Annotated in this window: 12 protein-coding genes, 2 rRNA genes and 1 riboswitch; all 14 genes read left to right on the forward strand. The window is 41.8% G+C overall.

All coding sequences use genetic code 11. The features are described from left to right. The first annotated feature begins 207 nt into the window (after positions 1 to 207). A 23S ribosomal RNA gene (locus tag LG329_RS13045) occupies positions 208 to 3,128 on the forward strand. Between the two features lie 79 nt (positions 3,129 to 3,207). Beyond that, a 5S ribosomal RNA gene (rrf, locus tag LG329_RS13050) occupies positions 3,208 to 3,323 on the forward strand. A 334-nt stretch (positions 3,324 to 3,657) separates the two neighbouring features. Beyond that, positions 3,658 to 4,908, forward strand: coding sequence for a dicarboxylate/amino acid:cation symporter (locus LG329_RS13055; protein WP_404451246.1), 1,251 nt, complete (start codon positions 3,658 to 3,660; stop codon positions 4,906 to 4,908). 330 nt (positions 4,909 to 5,238) lie between these two features. After that, a riboswitch (SAM riboswitch) is annotated at positions 5,239 to 5,342 on the forward strand. 204 nt (positions 5,343 to 5,546) lie between these two features. Beyond that, positions 5,547 to 6,215, forward strand: a complete 669-nt coding sequence (locus LG329_RS13060; protein WP_404451247.1) for a carboxymuconolactone decarboxylase family protein — start codon at positions 5,547 to 5,549, stop codon at positions 6,213 to 6,215. A 49-nt stretch (positions 6,216 to 6,264) separates the two neighbouring features. Further along, positions 6,265 to 7,638 (forward strand): LLM class flavin-dependent oxidoreductase, encoded by a 1,374-nt coding sequence (locus LG329_RS13065; protein WP_404451248.1) that lies wholly within the window; start codon positions 6,265 to 6,267, stop codon positions 7,636 to 7,638. Between the two features lie 55 nt (positions 7,639 to 7,693). Continuing rightward, complete coding sequence (locus tag LG329_RS13070) at positions 7,694 to 9,205, forward strand: sodium:solute symporter (protein WP_404451249.1); 1,512 nt, start codon at positions 7,694 to 7,696, stop codon at positions 9,203 to 9,205. Between the two features lie 196 nt (positions 9,206 to 9,401). Continuing rightward, positions 9,402 to 10,862 (forward strand): CoA-acylating methylmalonate-semialdehyde dehydrogenase, encoded by a 1,461-nt coding sequence (locus tag LG329_RS13075; RefSeq protein ID WP_404451250.1) that lies wholly within the window; start codon positions 9,402 to 9,404, stop codon positions 10,860 to 10,862. A gap of 194 nt (positions 10,863 to 11,056) precedes the next feature. Continuing rightward, positions 11,057 to 11,782: a GntR family transcriptional regulator gene (locus LG329_RS13080; protein WP_404451251.1), complete on the forward strand. Its 726-nt coding sequence runs from the start codon at positions 11,057 to 11,059 to the stop codon at positions 11,780 to 11,782. 151 nt (positions 11,783 to 11,933) lie between these two features. Next, positions 11,934 to 12,356, forward strand: a complete 423-nt coding sequence (phnG, locus tag LG329_RS13085; protein WP_404451252.1) for a phosphonate C-P lyase system protein PhnG — start codon at positions 11,934 to 11,936, stop codon at positions 12,354 to 12,356. Positions 12,357 to 12,389: 33 nt separating this feature from the next. Further along, complete coding sequence (gene phnH, locus LG329_RS13090; protein WP_404451254.1) at positions 12,390 to 12,986, forward strand: phosphonate C-P lyase system protein PhnH; 597 nt, start codon at positions 12,390 to 12,392, stop codon at positions 12,984 to 12,986. After that, positions 12,986 to 14,101, forward strand: coding sequence for a carbon-phosphorus lyase complex subunit PhnI (locus tag LG329_RS13095; protein ID WP_404451255.1), 1,116 nt, complete (start codon positions 12,986 to 12,988; stop codon positions 14,099 to 14,101). Before phnH ends, LG329_RS13095 begins: the two co-directional genes overlap by 1 nt. Then, the gene (locus LG329_RS13100; protein WP_404451256.1) at positions 14,091 to 14,957 is read left to right on the forward strand and encodes an alpha-D-ribose 1-methylphosphonate 5-phosphate C-P-lyase PhnJ; all 867 of its coding nucleotides are present in this window, start codon (positions 14,091 to 14,093) and stop codon (positions 14,955 to 14,957) included. Before LG329_RS13095 ends, LG329_RS13100 begins: the two co-directional genes overlap by 11 nt. Then, the gene (locus tag LG329_RS13105; RefSeq protein WP_404451257.1) at positions 14,950 to 15,789 is read left to right on the forward strand and encodes an ATP-binding cassette domain-containing protein; all 840 of its coding nucleotides are present in this window, start codon (positions 14,950 to 14,952) and stop codon (positions 15,787 to 15,789) included. The genes LG329_RS13100 and LG329_RS13105 overlap by 8 nt, the downstream gene beginning before the upstream one ends. 85 nt (positions 15,790 to 15,874) lie before the next feature. Beyond that, on the forward strand, positions 15,875 to 17,056 hold the full coding sequence (gene phnM, locus LG329_RS13110) for a phosphonate metabolism protein PhnM (protein WP_404451258.1): 1,182 nt from the start codon (positions 15,875 to 15,877) through the stop codon (positions 17,054 to 17,056). Positions 17,057 to 17,062: the final 6 nt, after the last annotated feature.

A 17,062-nucleotide genomic window follows, 5' to 3' on the forward strand; every position in this document is an offset into this window, starting at 1 on the left:
GAAGCTATTCGTAGCTGAAGCCGTACTGTTTAACGGAAGATCGGTGACGCTTGTCGTCATCGATAAGACCTGCCATTGGTAGGCCTTGACATATAAGGTTGTTTGTTCAGTTTTGAGGGATGCGAATCTCTCTTTTTGTACCTTGAAAACTAAATAAGAGCAAGATAGACAACGACATCAAAAACGTAAGTTCTTAATCATAAAGATAGTTAAGTGAAGAAGGGCGCACGGTGGATGCCTTGGCACTAGGAGCCGACGAAGGACGGGACTAACACCGATATGCCTCGGGGAGTTGTAAGTAAACTTCGATCCGAGGATTTCCGAATGGGGAAACCCACTGTTCGTAATGGAGCAGTACGCATATCTGAATACATAGGGTATGTGAGGCAGACCCGGGGAACTGAAACATCTCAGTACCCGGAGGAAGAGAAAGCAAATGCGATTTCCTGAGTAGCGGCGAGCGAAACGGAATCAGCCCAAACCAGAAAGCTTGCTTTCTGGGGTTGTAGGACACTCCTTTGGAGTTACAAAGAAATTCTTTAGACGAATCGATCTGGAACGATCAGCCATAGCGGGTAAGAGCCCTGTAATCGAAAAAGAGTTTCCTCCGGAGTGTATCCTGAGTACGGCGGGACACGAGAAATCCCGTCGGAATCCGGGAGGACCATCTCCCAAGGCTAAATACTCCCTAGTGACCGATAGTGAACCAGTACCGTGAGGGAAAGGTGAAAAGCACCCCGGAAGGGGAGTGAAATAGATCCTGAAACCGTGCGCTTACAAGTAGTCGAAGCCCGTTAATGGGTGACGGCGTACCTTTTGTAGAATGGACCGGCGAGTTACGATCGTATGCGAGGTTAAGTGGAAGACACGGAGCCGCAGCGAAAGCGAGTCTGAATAGGGCGAAATAGTATGCGGTCGTAGACCCGAAACCGTGTGATCTACCCATGTCCAGGGTGAAGGTCAGGTAACACTGACTGGAGGCCCGAACCCACGTATGTTGAAAAATGCGGGGATGAGGTGTGGGTAGGGGTGAAATGCCAATCGAACACGGAGATAGCTGGTTCTCTCCGAAATAGCTTTAGGGCTAGCCTCAACATATGCGTACTGGAGGTAGAGCACTGATTGGACTAGGGGCCCTCACCGGGTTACCGAATTCAGTCAAACTCCGAATGCCAGCTACGTTAAGTTGGGAGTCAGACTATGGGTGATAAGGTTCATAGTCGAAAGGGAAACAGCCCAGACCGCCAGCTAAGGTCCCAAAGTATACGTTAAGTGGAAAAGGATGTGGAGTTGCCCAGACAACCAGGATGTTGGCTTAGAAGCAGCCACCATTTAAAGAGTGCGTAATAGCTCACTGGTCGAGTGACTCTGCGCCGAAAATGTACCGGGGCTAAACGTATCACCGAAGCTGCGGATTGTTCTTAGAACAATGGTAGGAGAGCGTTCGAAGTGCTGTGAAGTCAGACCGTGAGGACTGGTGGAGCGCTTCGAAGTGAGAATGCCGGTATGAGTAGCGAAAAAAGAGTGAGAATCTCTTTCACCGAAAGCCTAAGGTTTCCTGAGGAAGGCTCGTCCGCTCAGGGTTAGTCGGGACCTAAGCCGAGGCCGAAAGGCGTAGGCGATGGACAACAGGTAGATATTCCTGTACCACCTCATGAATGTTTGAGCGATGGGGGGACGCAGTAGGATAAGGAATGCGCACGATTGGAAATGTGCGCCCAAGCAGCAAGGGAGTTGGATTGGCAAATCCGTCCAACAATTCTGAGCTGTGATGGGGAGGGAACTATAGTACCGAAGTTCTGGATTTCACACTGCCAAGAAAAGCCTCTAGTGAGTTCATAGGTGCCCGTACCGCAAACCGACACAGGTAGGCGAGGAGAGTATCCTAAGGTGATCGGGAGAACTCTCGTTAAGGAACTCGGCAAAATGACCCCGTAACTTCGGGAGAAGGGGTGCTCCTTTTAAGGAGGAGCCGCAGTGAATAGGCCCAAGCGACTGTTTAGCAAAAACACAGGTCTCTGCGAAGCCGAAAGGCGAAGTATAGGGGCTGACACCTGCCCGGTGCTGGAAGGTTAAGGGGAAAGGTTAGCACCTTCGGGTGCGAAGCTTAGAACCGAAGCCCCAGTAAACGGCGGCCGTAACTATAACGGTCCTAAGGTAGCGAAATTCCTTGTCGGGTAAGTTCCGACCCGCACGAAAGGTGCAACGACTTGGGCACTGTCTCAACGAGAGACCCGGTGAAATTATACTATGCGTGAAGATGCGCATTACCCGCGACAGGACGGAAAGACCCCGTGGAGCTTTACTGTAGCCTGATATTGAATGTTGGTACAGCTTGTACAGGATAGGTGGGAGCCTTAGAAACCGGAGCGCTAGCTTCGGTGGAGGCATCCGTGGGATACCACCCTGGCTGTACGGACATTCTAACCCAGGACCGTAATCCGGTTCGGAGACAGTGTCAGGCGGGCAGTTTGACTGGGGCGGTCGCCTCCCAAAGAGTAACGGAGGCGCCCAAAGGTTCCCTCAGAATGGTTGGAAATCATTCGCAGAGTGTAAAGGCATAAGGGAGCTTGACTGCGAGACCTACAAGTCGAGCAGGGACGAAAGTCGGGCTTAGTGATCCGGTGGTTCCGCATGGAAGGGCCATCGCTCAACGGATAAAAGCTACCCCGGGGATAACAGGCTTATCTCCCCCAAGAGTTCACATCGACGGGGAGGTTTGGCACCTCGATGTCGGCTCATCGCATCCTGGGGCTGTAGTCGGTCCCAAGGGTTGGGCTGTTCGCCCATTAAAGCGGTACGCGAGCTGGGTTCAGAACGTCGTGAGACAGTTCGGTCCCTATCCGTCGTGGGCGTTGGAAGTTTGAGAGGAGCTGTCCTTAGTACGAGAGGACCGGGATGGACACACCGCTGGTGTACCAGTTGTTCCGCCAGGAGCATAGCTGGGTAGCTACGTGTGGAAAGGATAAGTGCTGAAAGCATCTAAGCATGAAGCCCCCCTCAAGATGAGACTTCCCATCACTTCGAGTGAGTAAGATCCCTCAGAGACGATGAGGTTGATAGGTTCGAGGTGGAAGCGTGGTGACACGTGGAGCTGACGAATACTAATCGATCGAGGACTTAACTAACAAATTATGATGTACGTGTCTATAGCGCTCTTATTTAGTTTTTAGGGTATAAATTATACCTTTTTCTTACATGAAATTGTCTGGTAGTAATAGCGGAGAAGTCACACCTGTTCCCATGCCGAACACAGTAGTTAAGCTCTCCAGCGCCGATGGTAGTTGGGACTTTGTCCCTGCAAGAGTAGGACGCGGCCAGGCAATCTAGGCGAAGATACGTTCAATCGTATCTTCGCTTTTTTAAGAGCAAGTAAAGTATAAACGAAAGTCTCTGTCTAGCACTAGTGCCCTGCGCCTATTGGACTTCCTTCACCTTCGTACGATAAGTCAATACCGGTTGTTAAATGGAAGGCCGACTAAAAGCGGGCTTGCGCTCAGGCGTCGGCACACCCCTATAAAGGGGCGTGTTTCCTTTTCACTTCATCACAGCATAAGAATTCACTTAGACTTTCGCCATTAAAAGCTTGGGGATAAGCCAAGTTTTCTAATTATGATATTTTTATAGACAACAAGAAAATACACAGGAGGTAGATTTATGAAACTAACAGCAAAAATATTGATAGGACTTGCTCTCGGAGCTATCGTAGGTTTAGCTTTGCATTTCTTAGCCCCGGACTTATTTGATACTTTGGATGCCTACGTTTTTGGTCCACTTGGAACAATCTTTCTAAATTTAATTAAAATGTTAGTTGTTCCAATCGTGTTTTTCTCTATTACTTTAGGTGTAGCTGCACTGGGTGATCCGAAGAAATTAGGACGTATAGGTACGAAAACGATTGGCTTTTTCTTAGTAACTACAACGATCGCCCTCGTAATAGCAATCGGTTTAGCTTATCTTTTCGAGCCTGGAAACACAGGGATTGATACATCTGGGGCAGAATACGAAAGTCAAGAAGCTCCAGCAGTAGTTGAAACGTTTACAAATATCATTCCTACGAACCCTATCCAGTCGATGGCTGAAGGGAATATGCTGCAAATTATTGCGTTTTCTATTTTTATCGGATTTGCACTGACGATGCTTGGTAAAAAGGTAGAGGGAGTAACGAGGATAATTGAACAGGGAAATGAAATTATGATGTTCCTTGTTAATTTAATTATGCGATTTGCTCCATATGGTGCCTTTGGATTATTAGCTTCTGCTATCGGCCAAATGGGACTTGACGGTGCAAAAGCGATGGCAGCCTACATGCTTGTCGTCTTACTCGCATTATTTATACACGCTTTTGTCGTCTATGGAAGCGCTGTTTTCATACTTGGTAAGATGAATCCGATCCGCTTTTTTAAAGGCTTCTTTCCTGCAGCAACAGTTGGATTTAGTACATCCAGCAGTAGTTCAACACTGCCGGTTTCAATGAAAGTAGCTCAGGAAAACTTGGGGGTACCTAAATCGATCAGTGGTTTTGTCCAGCCATTAGGCGCCACCATTAATATGGATGGTACAGCTATCATGCAGGGTGTAGCAACGATTTTCATTGCCCAAGTTTACGGCACTGATTTAGCATTCACACAATTAATTATGGTTGTCGTTACAGCTGTGTTAGCTAGTATTGGTACGGCAGGTGTTCCAGGTGTAGGACTTATCATGCTTGCGATGGTTCTTAACCAAGTATCCCTGCCAGTTGAAGGGATTGCACTCATTATTGGGATAGACCGTTTACTGGACATGACACGTACAGCTATCAATATCACAGGTGACGCTGCGTGTGCTGTCTATGTCACAGAGTCCGAGAAAAAACATGGCTTACCTGAAGAGATGCCTGAAACGGATATTAGTCACCTTAAATAAATATGGATAGCAGGTTCGATTAGCTTTGATCCCAGGGTATGACTTAGTTAAATAGGTAATAACTAATAGAACTTGATACTACAGTATTCCATATGTGGGTACATTATAGAGTAATGAAGATAATTTTAAAGATGAATTTATGAAGAGGTCTTTCATCAAGTCACTAACTTGATGGAAGCCTTTTTTTATATTCATATGTACGTATAGCCAGTATTCCATCAGTTAAACTTGTTTAGTTTTGCAAACTATTTTTATAAATATAAAATTCCTACTTGACAGTTTTTTCTGTATTCGATATGATATGTACAATCTTTTAATTGAATAGATATTTCCTTATCAAGAGTCGGGGGAGGAGTCTGGTCCTATAATCCCGCAGCAACCGTTATTTTTAACAAGGTGCTAATTCCAGCAAGCATTTGCTTGAAAGATGAGATGGTGTGTGTAATGAAATTAAAACCTCTTCCTCATCGGGAGAGGTTTTTTTGATTTCAATGAGGCTGTGGATAAACGTTGGCACCTACTTATCTTTTTATAACCAAGTAATCACGTAGGAAAAGTGAGTAATGGTAGGAGGTGGAAATATAATTCAGTCCCATTTATTCATTTAAAATTTAACAAAAAAAGAAGGAGAGATTACATTGACTATCACAAAAACAGACAGTTTATATAAGAAATCTTATTTCGGGCGGATTACTGAATTGAAAGAGTATGCACCAGAATCATTTAAAGCTTTTTTTGCATTTAACGACCGAGCATTAGCCGAGGGAAAGTTGTCAATCAAATTGAAGGAATTGATTGCCGTTGCGGTTGCGCATATAACCGGATGCCCGTATTGCATCGAACTGCATGTGGGAAATGTGAAGAAAAATGAGGCTACAAAAGAGGAAGTGGCAGAAGCAATCTTTGTGGCAACTGCATTGAAGGCGGGTTCGGCAGCTGCTCACAGTGTTAATGCGTTGAATGCTTTTGATGGGAAAGGCGATGAGGAGTTATATAAAGCTTCCTATTTTGATCGACTCAAAGAATTTTCCAAACTGAATGGCTATACCTTTCAAGCTTTTCTTGATTTTGATAAAAAGGCCATCAAAGCTGAGAAGCTAACGGAAAAAGAAAAAGAATTAATTGCAGTAGCGTCTGCTCATGCAACAGGATGCGCCTATTGTATCGACCTGCATACAAAAAACGCCAAGAAAACAGGGGCGAGTCTAGAAGAGATCTCAGAAGCAATTTTCGTTGCAGTCGCATTAAAAGCAGGATCTGCAATTGCTCATAGTGTGAATGCATTAAATGCTTATGATGCTGAATAAAGAATCCACGTAAATTATTCAAAAATATTTTATATAGGAGTGTTGATGTATGGCAAAACAAATTCATTTAAATGGATTTATCCAAAGTTCACCTTCCCCGCACTCAACGGGATTATGGAAACATGACAAGGATCAGGGTACAAACCATAACAGTTTATCCTATTGGGTAGAAGCGGCACTAACGCTGGAACGTGGGAAATTTGATGCGTTATTTATTGCTGATGTACTTGGAACATACAGCGTATATGAAAATAGCCATCAAGCTGCTGTAAAAAATGCTGTACAGCTTCCAGCCCACGATCCGCTGATTCCAATTTCAGCCATGGCAGCCGTGACTGAAAATCTGGGTTTTGCGCCAACAATATCTGCTACATATGCACAGCCTTACGCATTGGCACGTCAGTTGTCGACGCTTGACCATTTAACAAGAGGGAGGGTCGCATGGAATGTGGTGACATCGTACCTGGAAAGTGAAGCGGTTAATCTTGGGCTTTCTGAGCGGCTACCAAAGGAACTTAGATATGACCGCGCGGATGAATTTCTGGAAGTCGTCTATAAGCTATGGGAGCACAGCTGGGAAAACGATGCCGTTATTACTGACAAAGAAAGTGATACATTTGCTAATCCCGATAAGGTTCATTTGATCAATCATGTAGGTGAGTTTTTCAATGTACCAGGTCCCCATTTGGTTGAACCATCACCCCAGCGTACACCAGTTTTGTTTCAAGCAGGGGCTTCTCCAAAAGGAAGAGATTTCGCTGCCAAACATGCGGAAGCTGTTTTTACAAAAAATCACTCCCTGGATGCATTAAAGCAATATACCGCAGATATACGCAAACGGACGAAGCTGCAGGGTAGAAATCCGGATGATATACGCATCTTCCCAATGATTCTGCCGATTATCGGATCAACCGAGGAAGAAGCGTATGCAAACTACGAGGATCTGACTAATCATGTTAGCTATGAAGGAACGGCATCACTCTTATCCGGCCATACGGGTATTGACTTCTCCAAATATGATCCGGATCAATACATTGAGGATATGGAGACAGAAGCGGTTCAGGGGAATCTGGATATGTATGCAAAAGATCCGAATAAAAAATGGACATTGCGAGAAGCCATTAAAAATCATGGTCTTGGCAATGGAACCGTGAAGTTTATCGGCACACCAGAACAAATTGCGGACAAGATTGAAGAATGGGCGAGTGAGGGCGATGCGGATGGCTTCAATATTGCCCAGACTTATTCGCCAGGTACTTTTCAGGAGTTTGTTGATTACGTCGTACCTGAACTGCAGGACCGTGGGATTTATCGGAGGGAATATGAAGGAAAAACATTAAGGGAGAATATGTTTGGAAAAGGACATGTTCACTTACCTGATAATCATCCCGCAAAAAAACTTGGCATCATTCAAACTCAATAGGGTTAGGAGACCAATTCCTATTAGCTCAAATAAATGAACGTGAAAGGAGAGAAAAATGAGTACTTTAACACTATATACATGGATAGGTTTTGTTATATTTCTGGTTGTTATGTTCGTCCTCGGTTATGTGAGTGCCAAAAAAACAAAAAGTGTAAGTGATTTTGCTACTGGCGGTGCAAGTTTAGGTCCATATGTACTTGGCCTGTCTTTTGCAGCAACTTATTTAAGCGCCGCTACATTTCTCGGATACCCAGGTTGGTCCCATGACTGGGGGCTATCAAACCTTTGGCTGTTTTTGGCAATCATTGGTGGAGGGCCAATTGGGGTATTAATGGTAGCCAAAAGGGTTAGAAAACTGAATACAGGGCAAAAATCCCTTTCATTGCCAGACTGGTTAGGTGACTTTTATAAAAGTGATATCTTGCGGGTTGGAACAGGCATAATTTTGCTCTTTAATATTTTTTATATAGCGGCACAATTTGTTGCAGGTGCACGTATTTTTCAATACTTGCTTGGTATGTCCTATACGGGTGGATTGATTTTTATTGCAGCAATCGTCGTTCTTTATGTTTTCGCTGGTGGGGCATTTGCCGATATTTACACAGATGCTGTCCAAGCTATCATGATGGGTATAGGTGGTACGTTTGTGTTTGTTTCCGGTATCATCATTTTCTGGGAAGGGAGCATTGCTTCAACATTCAATGGCATTACCCAAAAGTTAGCCGCCCAGGATGTTAATTTAGTAAAGGTATTTAATCCAGACTCGACCCACTTTTATTCTATCGGTGTCATATTCGGTGCAATTATTATCCAGTGGGCGTTTGCCTCGGCTCCCCACTTGTTCAACAAGGTTCTTGGATTGAAAAATGAAAAGGATCTCGGGAAAATGATTCTGACTTATGTTATCGCCGCTACATTCTCTCTTGTTGTTCTCTTCGGGGGATTGTACAGCAGGGCAGCACTTGGCGATAATGTTGTTGCTGCTGACCTAGCACTAATGGAATATGCAGTTTGGGCTTTTCCAGCCATTATCGTAGCGCTTTTTGGAGTTGTTATTCTAGCTGCTGCTATGTCAACAACAGATGGTTTATTTGTTTCTATTTCGACCGTGTTCGCCAATGATATTTTTCTTAAAGTTCTAGTTAAAAGAGGAATTATCAATGTTAGTGATCAAAAAGCGCAGAAGATTGCGCTTCAAATCAGTCGCATGACAGTCCCCCTAATTGGTTTAGCTGCATTTCTGATCGTGCTAAATCCACCTGTTTATATGGGATCTGTCATGTGGATTGGAATTTCCGGTGTAGCTGCGGGAACAATGGGGCCAATACTGTATGCGGTCTATGGAAAGAAAAAAGCCCCAGCAAGAGCTGCAGAACTTTCGATGGTTGTTGGTTTGCTGTCTTATCTTGTAATCTACTTTGGAGGTATCATCCCAAGTACGATGACAGCAGGAGCAGTCGCAACATTAATAGGTATCGCTACGATTATTGTACTGGCACGTGTGTTGAAAGAACCGCAATCAGCTGAAGTGGAAAAAGTTAAAGAAAAACACTTAAAAGCAAATTAGGGAAAGGATGAGTTGCGATTTTTGTTAATCCGATGCTTTCTATATGGCTGTATGGATTTATCACATTTCTAGTGATTATAGGTTTCTCGCTATGGAAATGGTACTTTACGAAATAGAAGGGTGAACAGTTTCTATTAAAACTTGTTTGCAAGGAATGCTAGAGTAATAAACGATTTTAAAGTTTGGAGGATTTACGATGACACAAACAAAAATAAAAGCACTGAAAAACTATGTAGGCGGAGAATGGGTGGAGGCAAACGCTGATAAAACCGAAGAAGTATATAATCCGGCAACAGGAGAAGTAATTGCCCATGTACCTATTTCTTCCCAGGAAGATGTGAACAATGCCGTGAATGTAGCGCACAGAGCATTCCAAGAGTGGAAGGAAGTTTCTGTTCCGAAACGTGCACGTATTTTATTTAAATATCAGCAACTACTCGTCGATCAATGGGATGAACTGGCAAAAATTATAACCATTGAAAATGGAAAAAGCTTTAAAGAAGCACAAGGTGAGGTTCAACGCGGGATTGAAAATGTTGAATTTGCCACAGGTGCACCGTCCTTAATGATGGGTGATAATTTACCATCGATTGCAGCAGGACTTGAATCCGGTACGTATCGTTATCCAATTGGAGTAATTGGAGGTATTACACCATTCAACTTCCCGATGATGGTACCAGCATGGATGTTTCCAATGGCAATTGTAACGGGAAATACATTCGTGCTAAAACCATCTGAACGTACACCACTACTTGCAAATCGTTTAGCAGAATTGCTTGAAGAAGCGGGTCTACCAAAAGGTGTATTCAATATCGTTCATGGCGCACATGATGTGGTAAACGGATTGTTGGATCACAAAGATGTAGCAGCTATTTCATTTGTAGGTTCGCAACCGGTTGCTGAATACGTCTACAAAAGAGGGACAGACAATTTAAAACGTGTTCAGGCACTTTCTGGAGCTAAAAATCATTCTATCGTTTTACGGGATGCCAACTTAGACAATGCAACAACACAAATTATTAGTGCTGCGTTCGGATCTGCGGGAGAACGCTGTATGGCAGCTTCCGTAGTAGCGGTTGAAGATTCCGTTGCAGATGAATTTATTGGTTTACTTAATCAAAAAGCAAATGAACTGAGAATAGGAAACGGATTGGATGAAGGTGTATTTCTTGGACCGGTTATCCGTGACAATCATAAAGAACGTACACTTAACTATATCAAATCTGGTGAACAAGAAGGAGCAAATCTAGTTCGTGACGGCCGTAACGATATTGATGCTCAACGTAAAGGATATTTTATAGGTCCGACTATTTTCGATCATGTAACGACTGAAATGAAAATCTGGCAGGATGAAATCTTTGCCCCTATTCTGTCAGTCGTAAGGGTAAAAGACCTTGATTCAGCTGTTGAATTAACAAACCAGTCACGTTTTGCAAACGGTGCATGTATTTTTACGGGAGATGGTGGAGCTGTACGGCAATTTCGTGAAACGATTGATGCGGGTATGCTTGGTGTAAACATTGGTGTACCAGCCCCGATGGCATTTTTTCCATTCTCTGGCTGGAAAGATTCCTTCTATGGTGATCTGCATGCTAATGGCAAAGATGGATTAGCTTTCTATACACGTCAGAAAGTAGTTACTACTCGCTGGGTATAGTGGAAGGAACGTAATATGAAAATTTATAAGACAGGTATACAAAATAAAATTAACTGGAAAGCATCAATAAGAAGCTATCTTATTGATGCTTCTTTTGTTCTTAAAGGAGCTTCAATTTTTAAGTTATAATTGATAGAGTAAAAGAATAGTAACGACCAAAGACAACATTAATATCCTTAGAATTAGGAAGTGAGATGGTTTTTATATCAGCAAATAAAGAAACCCAAATTATTGACGATATCATGCATCACATTGTTACAAAGACGTTAAAACCCGGGCAAAGGCTACCGTCGGAAAATGAGCTTGTAGAAAAATACAAGGTACCACGAATGACAGTAAGGAATGCACTAATAATATTGGAAGAACGCGGCTATATTTATTCTAAACAAGGGAAAGGTCGTTACTTAAAAGATGAATCTATTCAAATTCAGTTGCATCTAACGGGGAAAACTAGTTTTACAGATAAAATGACACAATTAGGTTATGACCTAACAACACGAAACATTTTTTGTGAAAAAATCAACTATGACGCTAAGATTTATCATATATTAAATGCAAATGAAGAAGAGAGCGTATATAAAATTGGGAGAATACGCTATATTAATGACGCACCAATTGCCATACATAACTCATTTGTCAGTAAAACGAGATTTTCCAGTATTGTGGAAGACGGTCCAGAAATCCAATCGATGTTTGCTTACTATCGGCAGCTAGGTTATAAAAATTTCACTAGTAATAAGAGCTTATTAAGTGTTACGTTTCCAACTTCCTACGAGCAGCAACTTCTATCATGTGGTAGTATGGTGCCGCTCATCGTTGTCGAAAGTGATTGTATCGATGTGAATTCAAACAATGTGTTGGAACATACAAAGATTTTATATCGAAGTGACAAGTTTAAATATGATATTACGATGGATTAATTAAAACAGGTTTGAAGCCTTCTCTGGTTTCTTGCCTGTTTTTTAATTTCCTTAAATGTTAAGACACTTTTACAAATACTTTACGATATCTTAAAACACAACAACTTGGCGACAAGTTAAGATGAATTTGTAAAGGAGGCTGCATCTTATAATGAAAAGGCGTAGAAGAACAGAAATTTTAGTTCAGGGAGATACCAGTTTAGCTCAAATGTTTGCAGAAACGATCACTCATAACTATGAATGTCAGGAAATTGTTGCCCCGCAATATGGGTTAACCATGATCAAGATGCAGGAATCCGCAAAGAACTCATTATTCTATATTGGAGAGGTTCTTGTTACGGAAGCGAAAGTGGAGATTAATCAAAACATCGGTATTGGCATTGTTAAAGGTATGCATGAAGAACTTGCTAGATATCTAGCAATTATTGATGCGGCCTATAAAGCTAACCTTCAAGAGACGAAAGAATGGAGCACGCAACTAATTGAAGCCGAGAAGCACTTTACAAAAAAGAAAGCGAAAGAACAAGCAGAGCTGTTCAAAACGAAAGTTAATTTCGAAACGATGGATGTGTAATTAAGACAAATTTACAAGGTCAGGAGAGATAGTATGGCGATTGATCAGGTACATGATTTGCAGGAAGTATATCGAAAATTATTACACAGCATGTCCAGACCGGGTACGATTTCATCGATTCAGGAAGTGGCTGTGCATACAGACTACAAGCTTCCTTGTTACGACGCAACTCTAGTTAGTGCACTGACACTACTGGATGCAGAAGTGACATTTCATATTCTTTCAGTAAACCACCAGGATTTAATTGAAAAAATTTCAGAATATACGCTTGCAAGATTTGCACCGATTAACAAGGCTGACTATATCATTGTTTTACATGATGATACCGAACAATCAATAGTACGTGCTATGAAAGAATGTAAAAATGGCAATTTAATAGATCCTCAAGCTTCAGCTACCTGGATAATAGAGAGTTCTCCCTTATCAAATAATGGTGAACTAGTATTAGCCGGTGCAGGTATCAAACATACATCACAGCTCCATGTTAGCTTTACACCATCGATATGGCAAACAAGAAATGAACGTATAAAGGAATATCCATTGGGTATTGATTTAATTTTTACAGATGAAAAGTCACAAATCGCCTGTGTACCCAGGACAACTTCTGTAGAACTGATGGGGGTGAAATAATGGGTTATGTTGCAGTGAAAGGTGGAACGATAGCCATTGATGCTTCTATTAATCGGTTAAAGTATGACCGTTTAAAGGGCGAGGAAATCATAGAAATCAATACGATTTTGTCCACAATGGGTGCGATGGTGGATCAGGTGATGTCTGAAAGCAGCTTGTATGCACCATACTTAGCTGCATTGTCTATTAAGCAGGCGGAAGGAAGCATGGAAGAGGCAGTTTTCTTAATGCGCGCACATCGTTCTACATTACCTCGTCTCTATTACAGTCAGACGGTTAAATCTGAATCGATGTTAACTGAACGCCGGATCTCAGCAAGTTTTAAAGATATTCCGGGGGGACAATTGTTGGGCACTACAAATGATTATACGCATCGGTTACTGGATTTTAACTTAATAGAAGAGAACGCAAAAGCGAACAAGCAGTGGTTACAGGATTATAAAAATGGACTGAAAAATATCGCTGTATTCGATGATGTGCAGTATTTTCCAAAAGTAGTAGATTATTTACGTGAGGAAGGACTATTTGAAAAATATGAAGCAGACAACACTTCACCAGTGGATGTTACAAAGGACAGTTTGCAGTTTCCTGCACCCCGAAGTGCTAGATTACAAGTGTTGACACGTGGTCAGACAGGCGCAGTTACATCTTTAGGTTACGCTTCATTGCGCGGATATGGGCAAGTTCATCCAACCGTTGGAGAAGTACGCATCGGATCATTGCCTATTTATGTCGAGCATCCAAACGAAATGGAAAAAGGTTCCGAAGAGGACTTTTATATTGGAGACATTAAAGTGACTGAAGTAGAATCGTTTGTCCCTGTAACGGTGAAAAATGAGAACAATGAAGATGATCTGGACTTTGAAATAGGTTATGGGGTTTGCTATGGACAAAATGAAACGAAAGCTATTGCAATGAGTATATTAGATCAGTGTCTTGAGCATCCGGAATTTGATTTTCCAACACATGATGAAGAATTTGTTTTATTACACATTGATTCAGTTGAATCAACAGGCTTTATTTCACATTTAAAATTACCACACTATGTTACATTCCAATCAAAGCTGGACAGTATCCGTCAAGTAAAGAAGGGGGTGCAGAAAAATGAAAATTAAAAATCACTTTGCATTTTTCGATGAAGGATCCAAAAAGGAAATCCGTCGTGCCATTTTAAAAGCTGTCGCTATACCAGGTTATCAGGTGCCATTTGCATCAAGGGAGATGCCAATTGCTCGCGGTTGGGGAACGGGTGGTCTGCAAATTACCTTGTCTATCATTGGAAAACAGGATGTGCTGAAGGTCATTGACCAGGGTGCAGACGAATCAGTAAATGCGGTAAGTATCAAGAAGTTAGTAAAGGAAACAACGAAGGTAGAGTTAACAGATCGTACGCAGGAGGCATCCTTAATTCAGTCAAGACATCGTATTCCAGAAGTGTCTTTAACAAAAGATCAAATTCTCATTTTGCAGGTCCCAACCCCGGAACCGCTTCGTAATGTAGAAGCTAGCGAATATATGACAAAAAGACTCCATTCAGAAGATGAGTATAGCGGAGCATGGCTTACGTTATTCGAACAAATTATGAAATATGGGAAAACAGCTACGGATGCAGATCATCCTGTATATGTTAACCATCGCTATGTCATGGCGCCTAGTCCGATTCCGAGGTTTGATAATCAAAAGATGCATCAATCAGAAGCTCTAATTCTACTTGGTGCGGGGAGGGAGAAGAAAATATATGCCGTACCACCCTATACGGACGTTGAATCTCTTGCTTTTGAAGACTATCCATTTACGATTGAATCTTTTGAAGGGCAGCACTGTCACTTATGTGGAGCAACGGATGTTTTTATGGACGAATTAGTTGACCCAGATTCGGGCGAAGCGATTTATCAATGCAACGATACAAGCTACTGTACGGAGCGACTAAATAAGAAGTGGAAAGATGAGGTGGAAAACAGTTATGCATGAAGAACCGCTATTACGTGTTCGGAATTTGCACAAGCAATTCGGTCAGGGGTGCCAGTACTGTGAACAAGCAGAATCTAGAAAGCTAGAAAAAAACTACTGTCCAAATTGTGGCACTGTATATGCTTGTCAGGGTATTTCATTTGATTTATTTTCAGGAGAAATTCTCGGTATAGTTGGTGAAAGCGGAAGCGGAAAATCAACGATGATGCAATGCTTGTACTTTGATGCAGACGTGACATCAGGCGAAGTATATATCAAAGATCCTGGACTAGATGGTGAGAATGTTTTTGAGTTATCTAATCAAAAAAAACGTTATGTTCGGAATCATAAATACGGGATGGTTTATCAAAATCCTGTTCACGGGTTGAAAATGAATTTCTCGTCAGTTGGTAATATCGCAGAGAAATTAATTGCGGCTGGCAAACGCAATGTATCGGAAATGGAAGCAACAAGTAAAACTTTATTGGAAAGTGTCCACATTTCACACTTTCGCATGAAAGAAGAACCCCGTAATTTTTCAGGTGGTATGCAGCAACGTGTTCAAATTGCCAAAGCATTATCCAATAATCCACCTGTTCTGTTTTTAGATGAGGTAACAACAGGTCTTGATTTGTCCGTACAGGCAAGTGTGTTGGATTTAATTAAAAAAATTCAACGAGAATTAGGAATCAGTATGATTGTTGTCTCCCATGATTTGGCAGTTATACGAATGCTGGCAGATCGTACGGTTGTCATGCTTAATGGTGCCATTATTGAAGACGGATTGACAGACCAAATTCTAGAAGATCCACAGCATGCGTATACGCAGCAATTAGTTTATTCATTACTATAGAGGTTGTTCAAAAATCATTGACGGTGAATCTTTTTGTCCCGATCTTTAGCAGCTTTTGAACACACATTAACAGGAGGTGGCAACTATGTACATTATTCATAATGGGAAAGTTATTACAGAAGAAGAAATTATAGATGGATATGCTGTCGTTGTTGAAGGTGAAATTATCCAAGAACTAATTCCTGAAGAGGAAGTTGTAAATTATCAGAATGTGGAACGGATAGATGCAAAGGGAGGATACATATCCCCGGGTTTTATTGACATTCATTCTGATTATATTGAGACCATCGCATCCCCTAGGCCGACAAGTATGATGGATTTCAATATTAGTTTAAGAGAAGCAGAAAAGATATTAATCAGCCATGGGATTACGACGATGTTTCATTCTCTTTCTTTTTATCGTGAAGATGTTTTCACACATAAACCGATGCGCTATCCGGAAAATGTTCAACGGTTGGTGGATGCCATTGATGCAACACATAATGAGCTGCATCTTATTCGCCACCGTTTGCATGCTCGTTTTGAGATTGACAATATCGACGGGGTGGATCGTTTAGTTAGAAATATAGAAGACAACAAAGTACATTTATTATCATTTATGGATCATACTCCGGGGCAAGGACAGTATCGTAACTTAGAAATATACAGTAAAACATTGCAGGGCTATCGTGATTTGACAGATGAAGATGTGCAAACCATCATTGCTGAACGGCAAAATAGTGAATTTATGACGATTGAAGAAATCAAAGAGATAGTAGACATCGCTATAGCTAAAGGTATTGCAGTAGCTTCACATGATGACGATGATAGTAAGAAATTAGAATTAGTAAAAGCCTTTGGAACTACTATAAGTGAATTTCCAATTACATTAGATGTTGCGAAAAAGGCAAAAGAAATGGGCTTACAAACAATTGTTGGAGCTCCAAATGTGTTGCTCGGCGGTTCCCACTCTGGAAATTTATCAGCTACTGAAGCGATTGATCATAATTGTGTCAGTATACTATGCAGTGATTATTATCCAGCAGCTTTACTGCATGCGATATTTGATTTAAGTGAGAAGCATGGAAATGATTTGCACCAAATGTTTATGATGGTCACACTTAATCCAGCAAAAGCAGTACGAATCGATGACGAACTGGGTTCGATTAGAGCTGGCAAAAGGGCTGATATCCTCATAATCGAAAGAATGGATGATGGTTATCCGATGCTAACGAATACGATGGTCAACGGGGCTTTAATAACTACCACAAATTATCGCATTAAATAAGGTGAG

It is taken from the genome of Virgibacillus necropolis (genome assembly GCF_044793635.1).
Classification (GTDB): domain Bacteria; phylum Bacillota; class Bacilli; order Bacillales; family Amphibacillaceae; genus Virgibacillus_F; species Virgibacillus_F necropolis_A.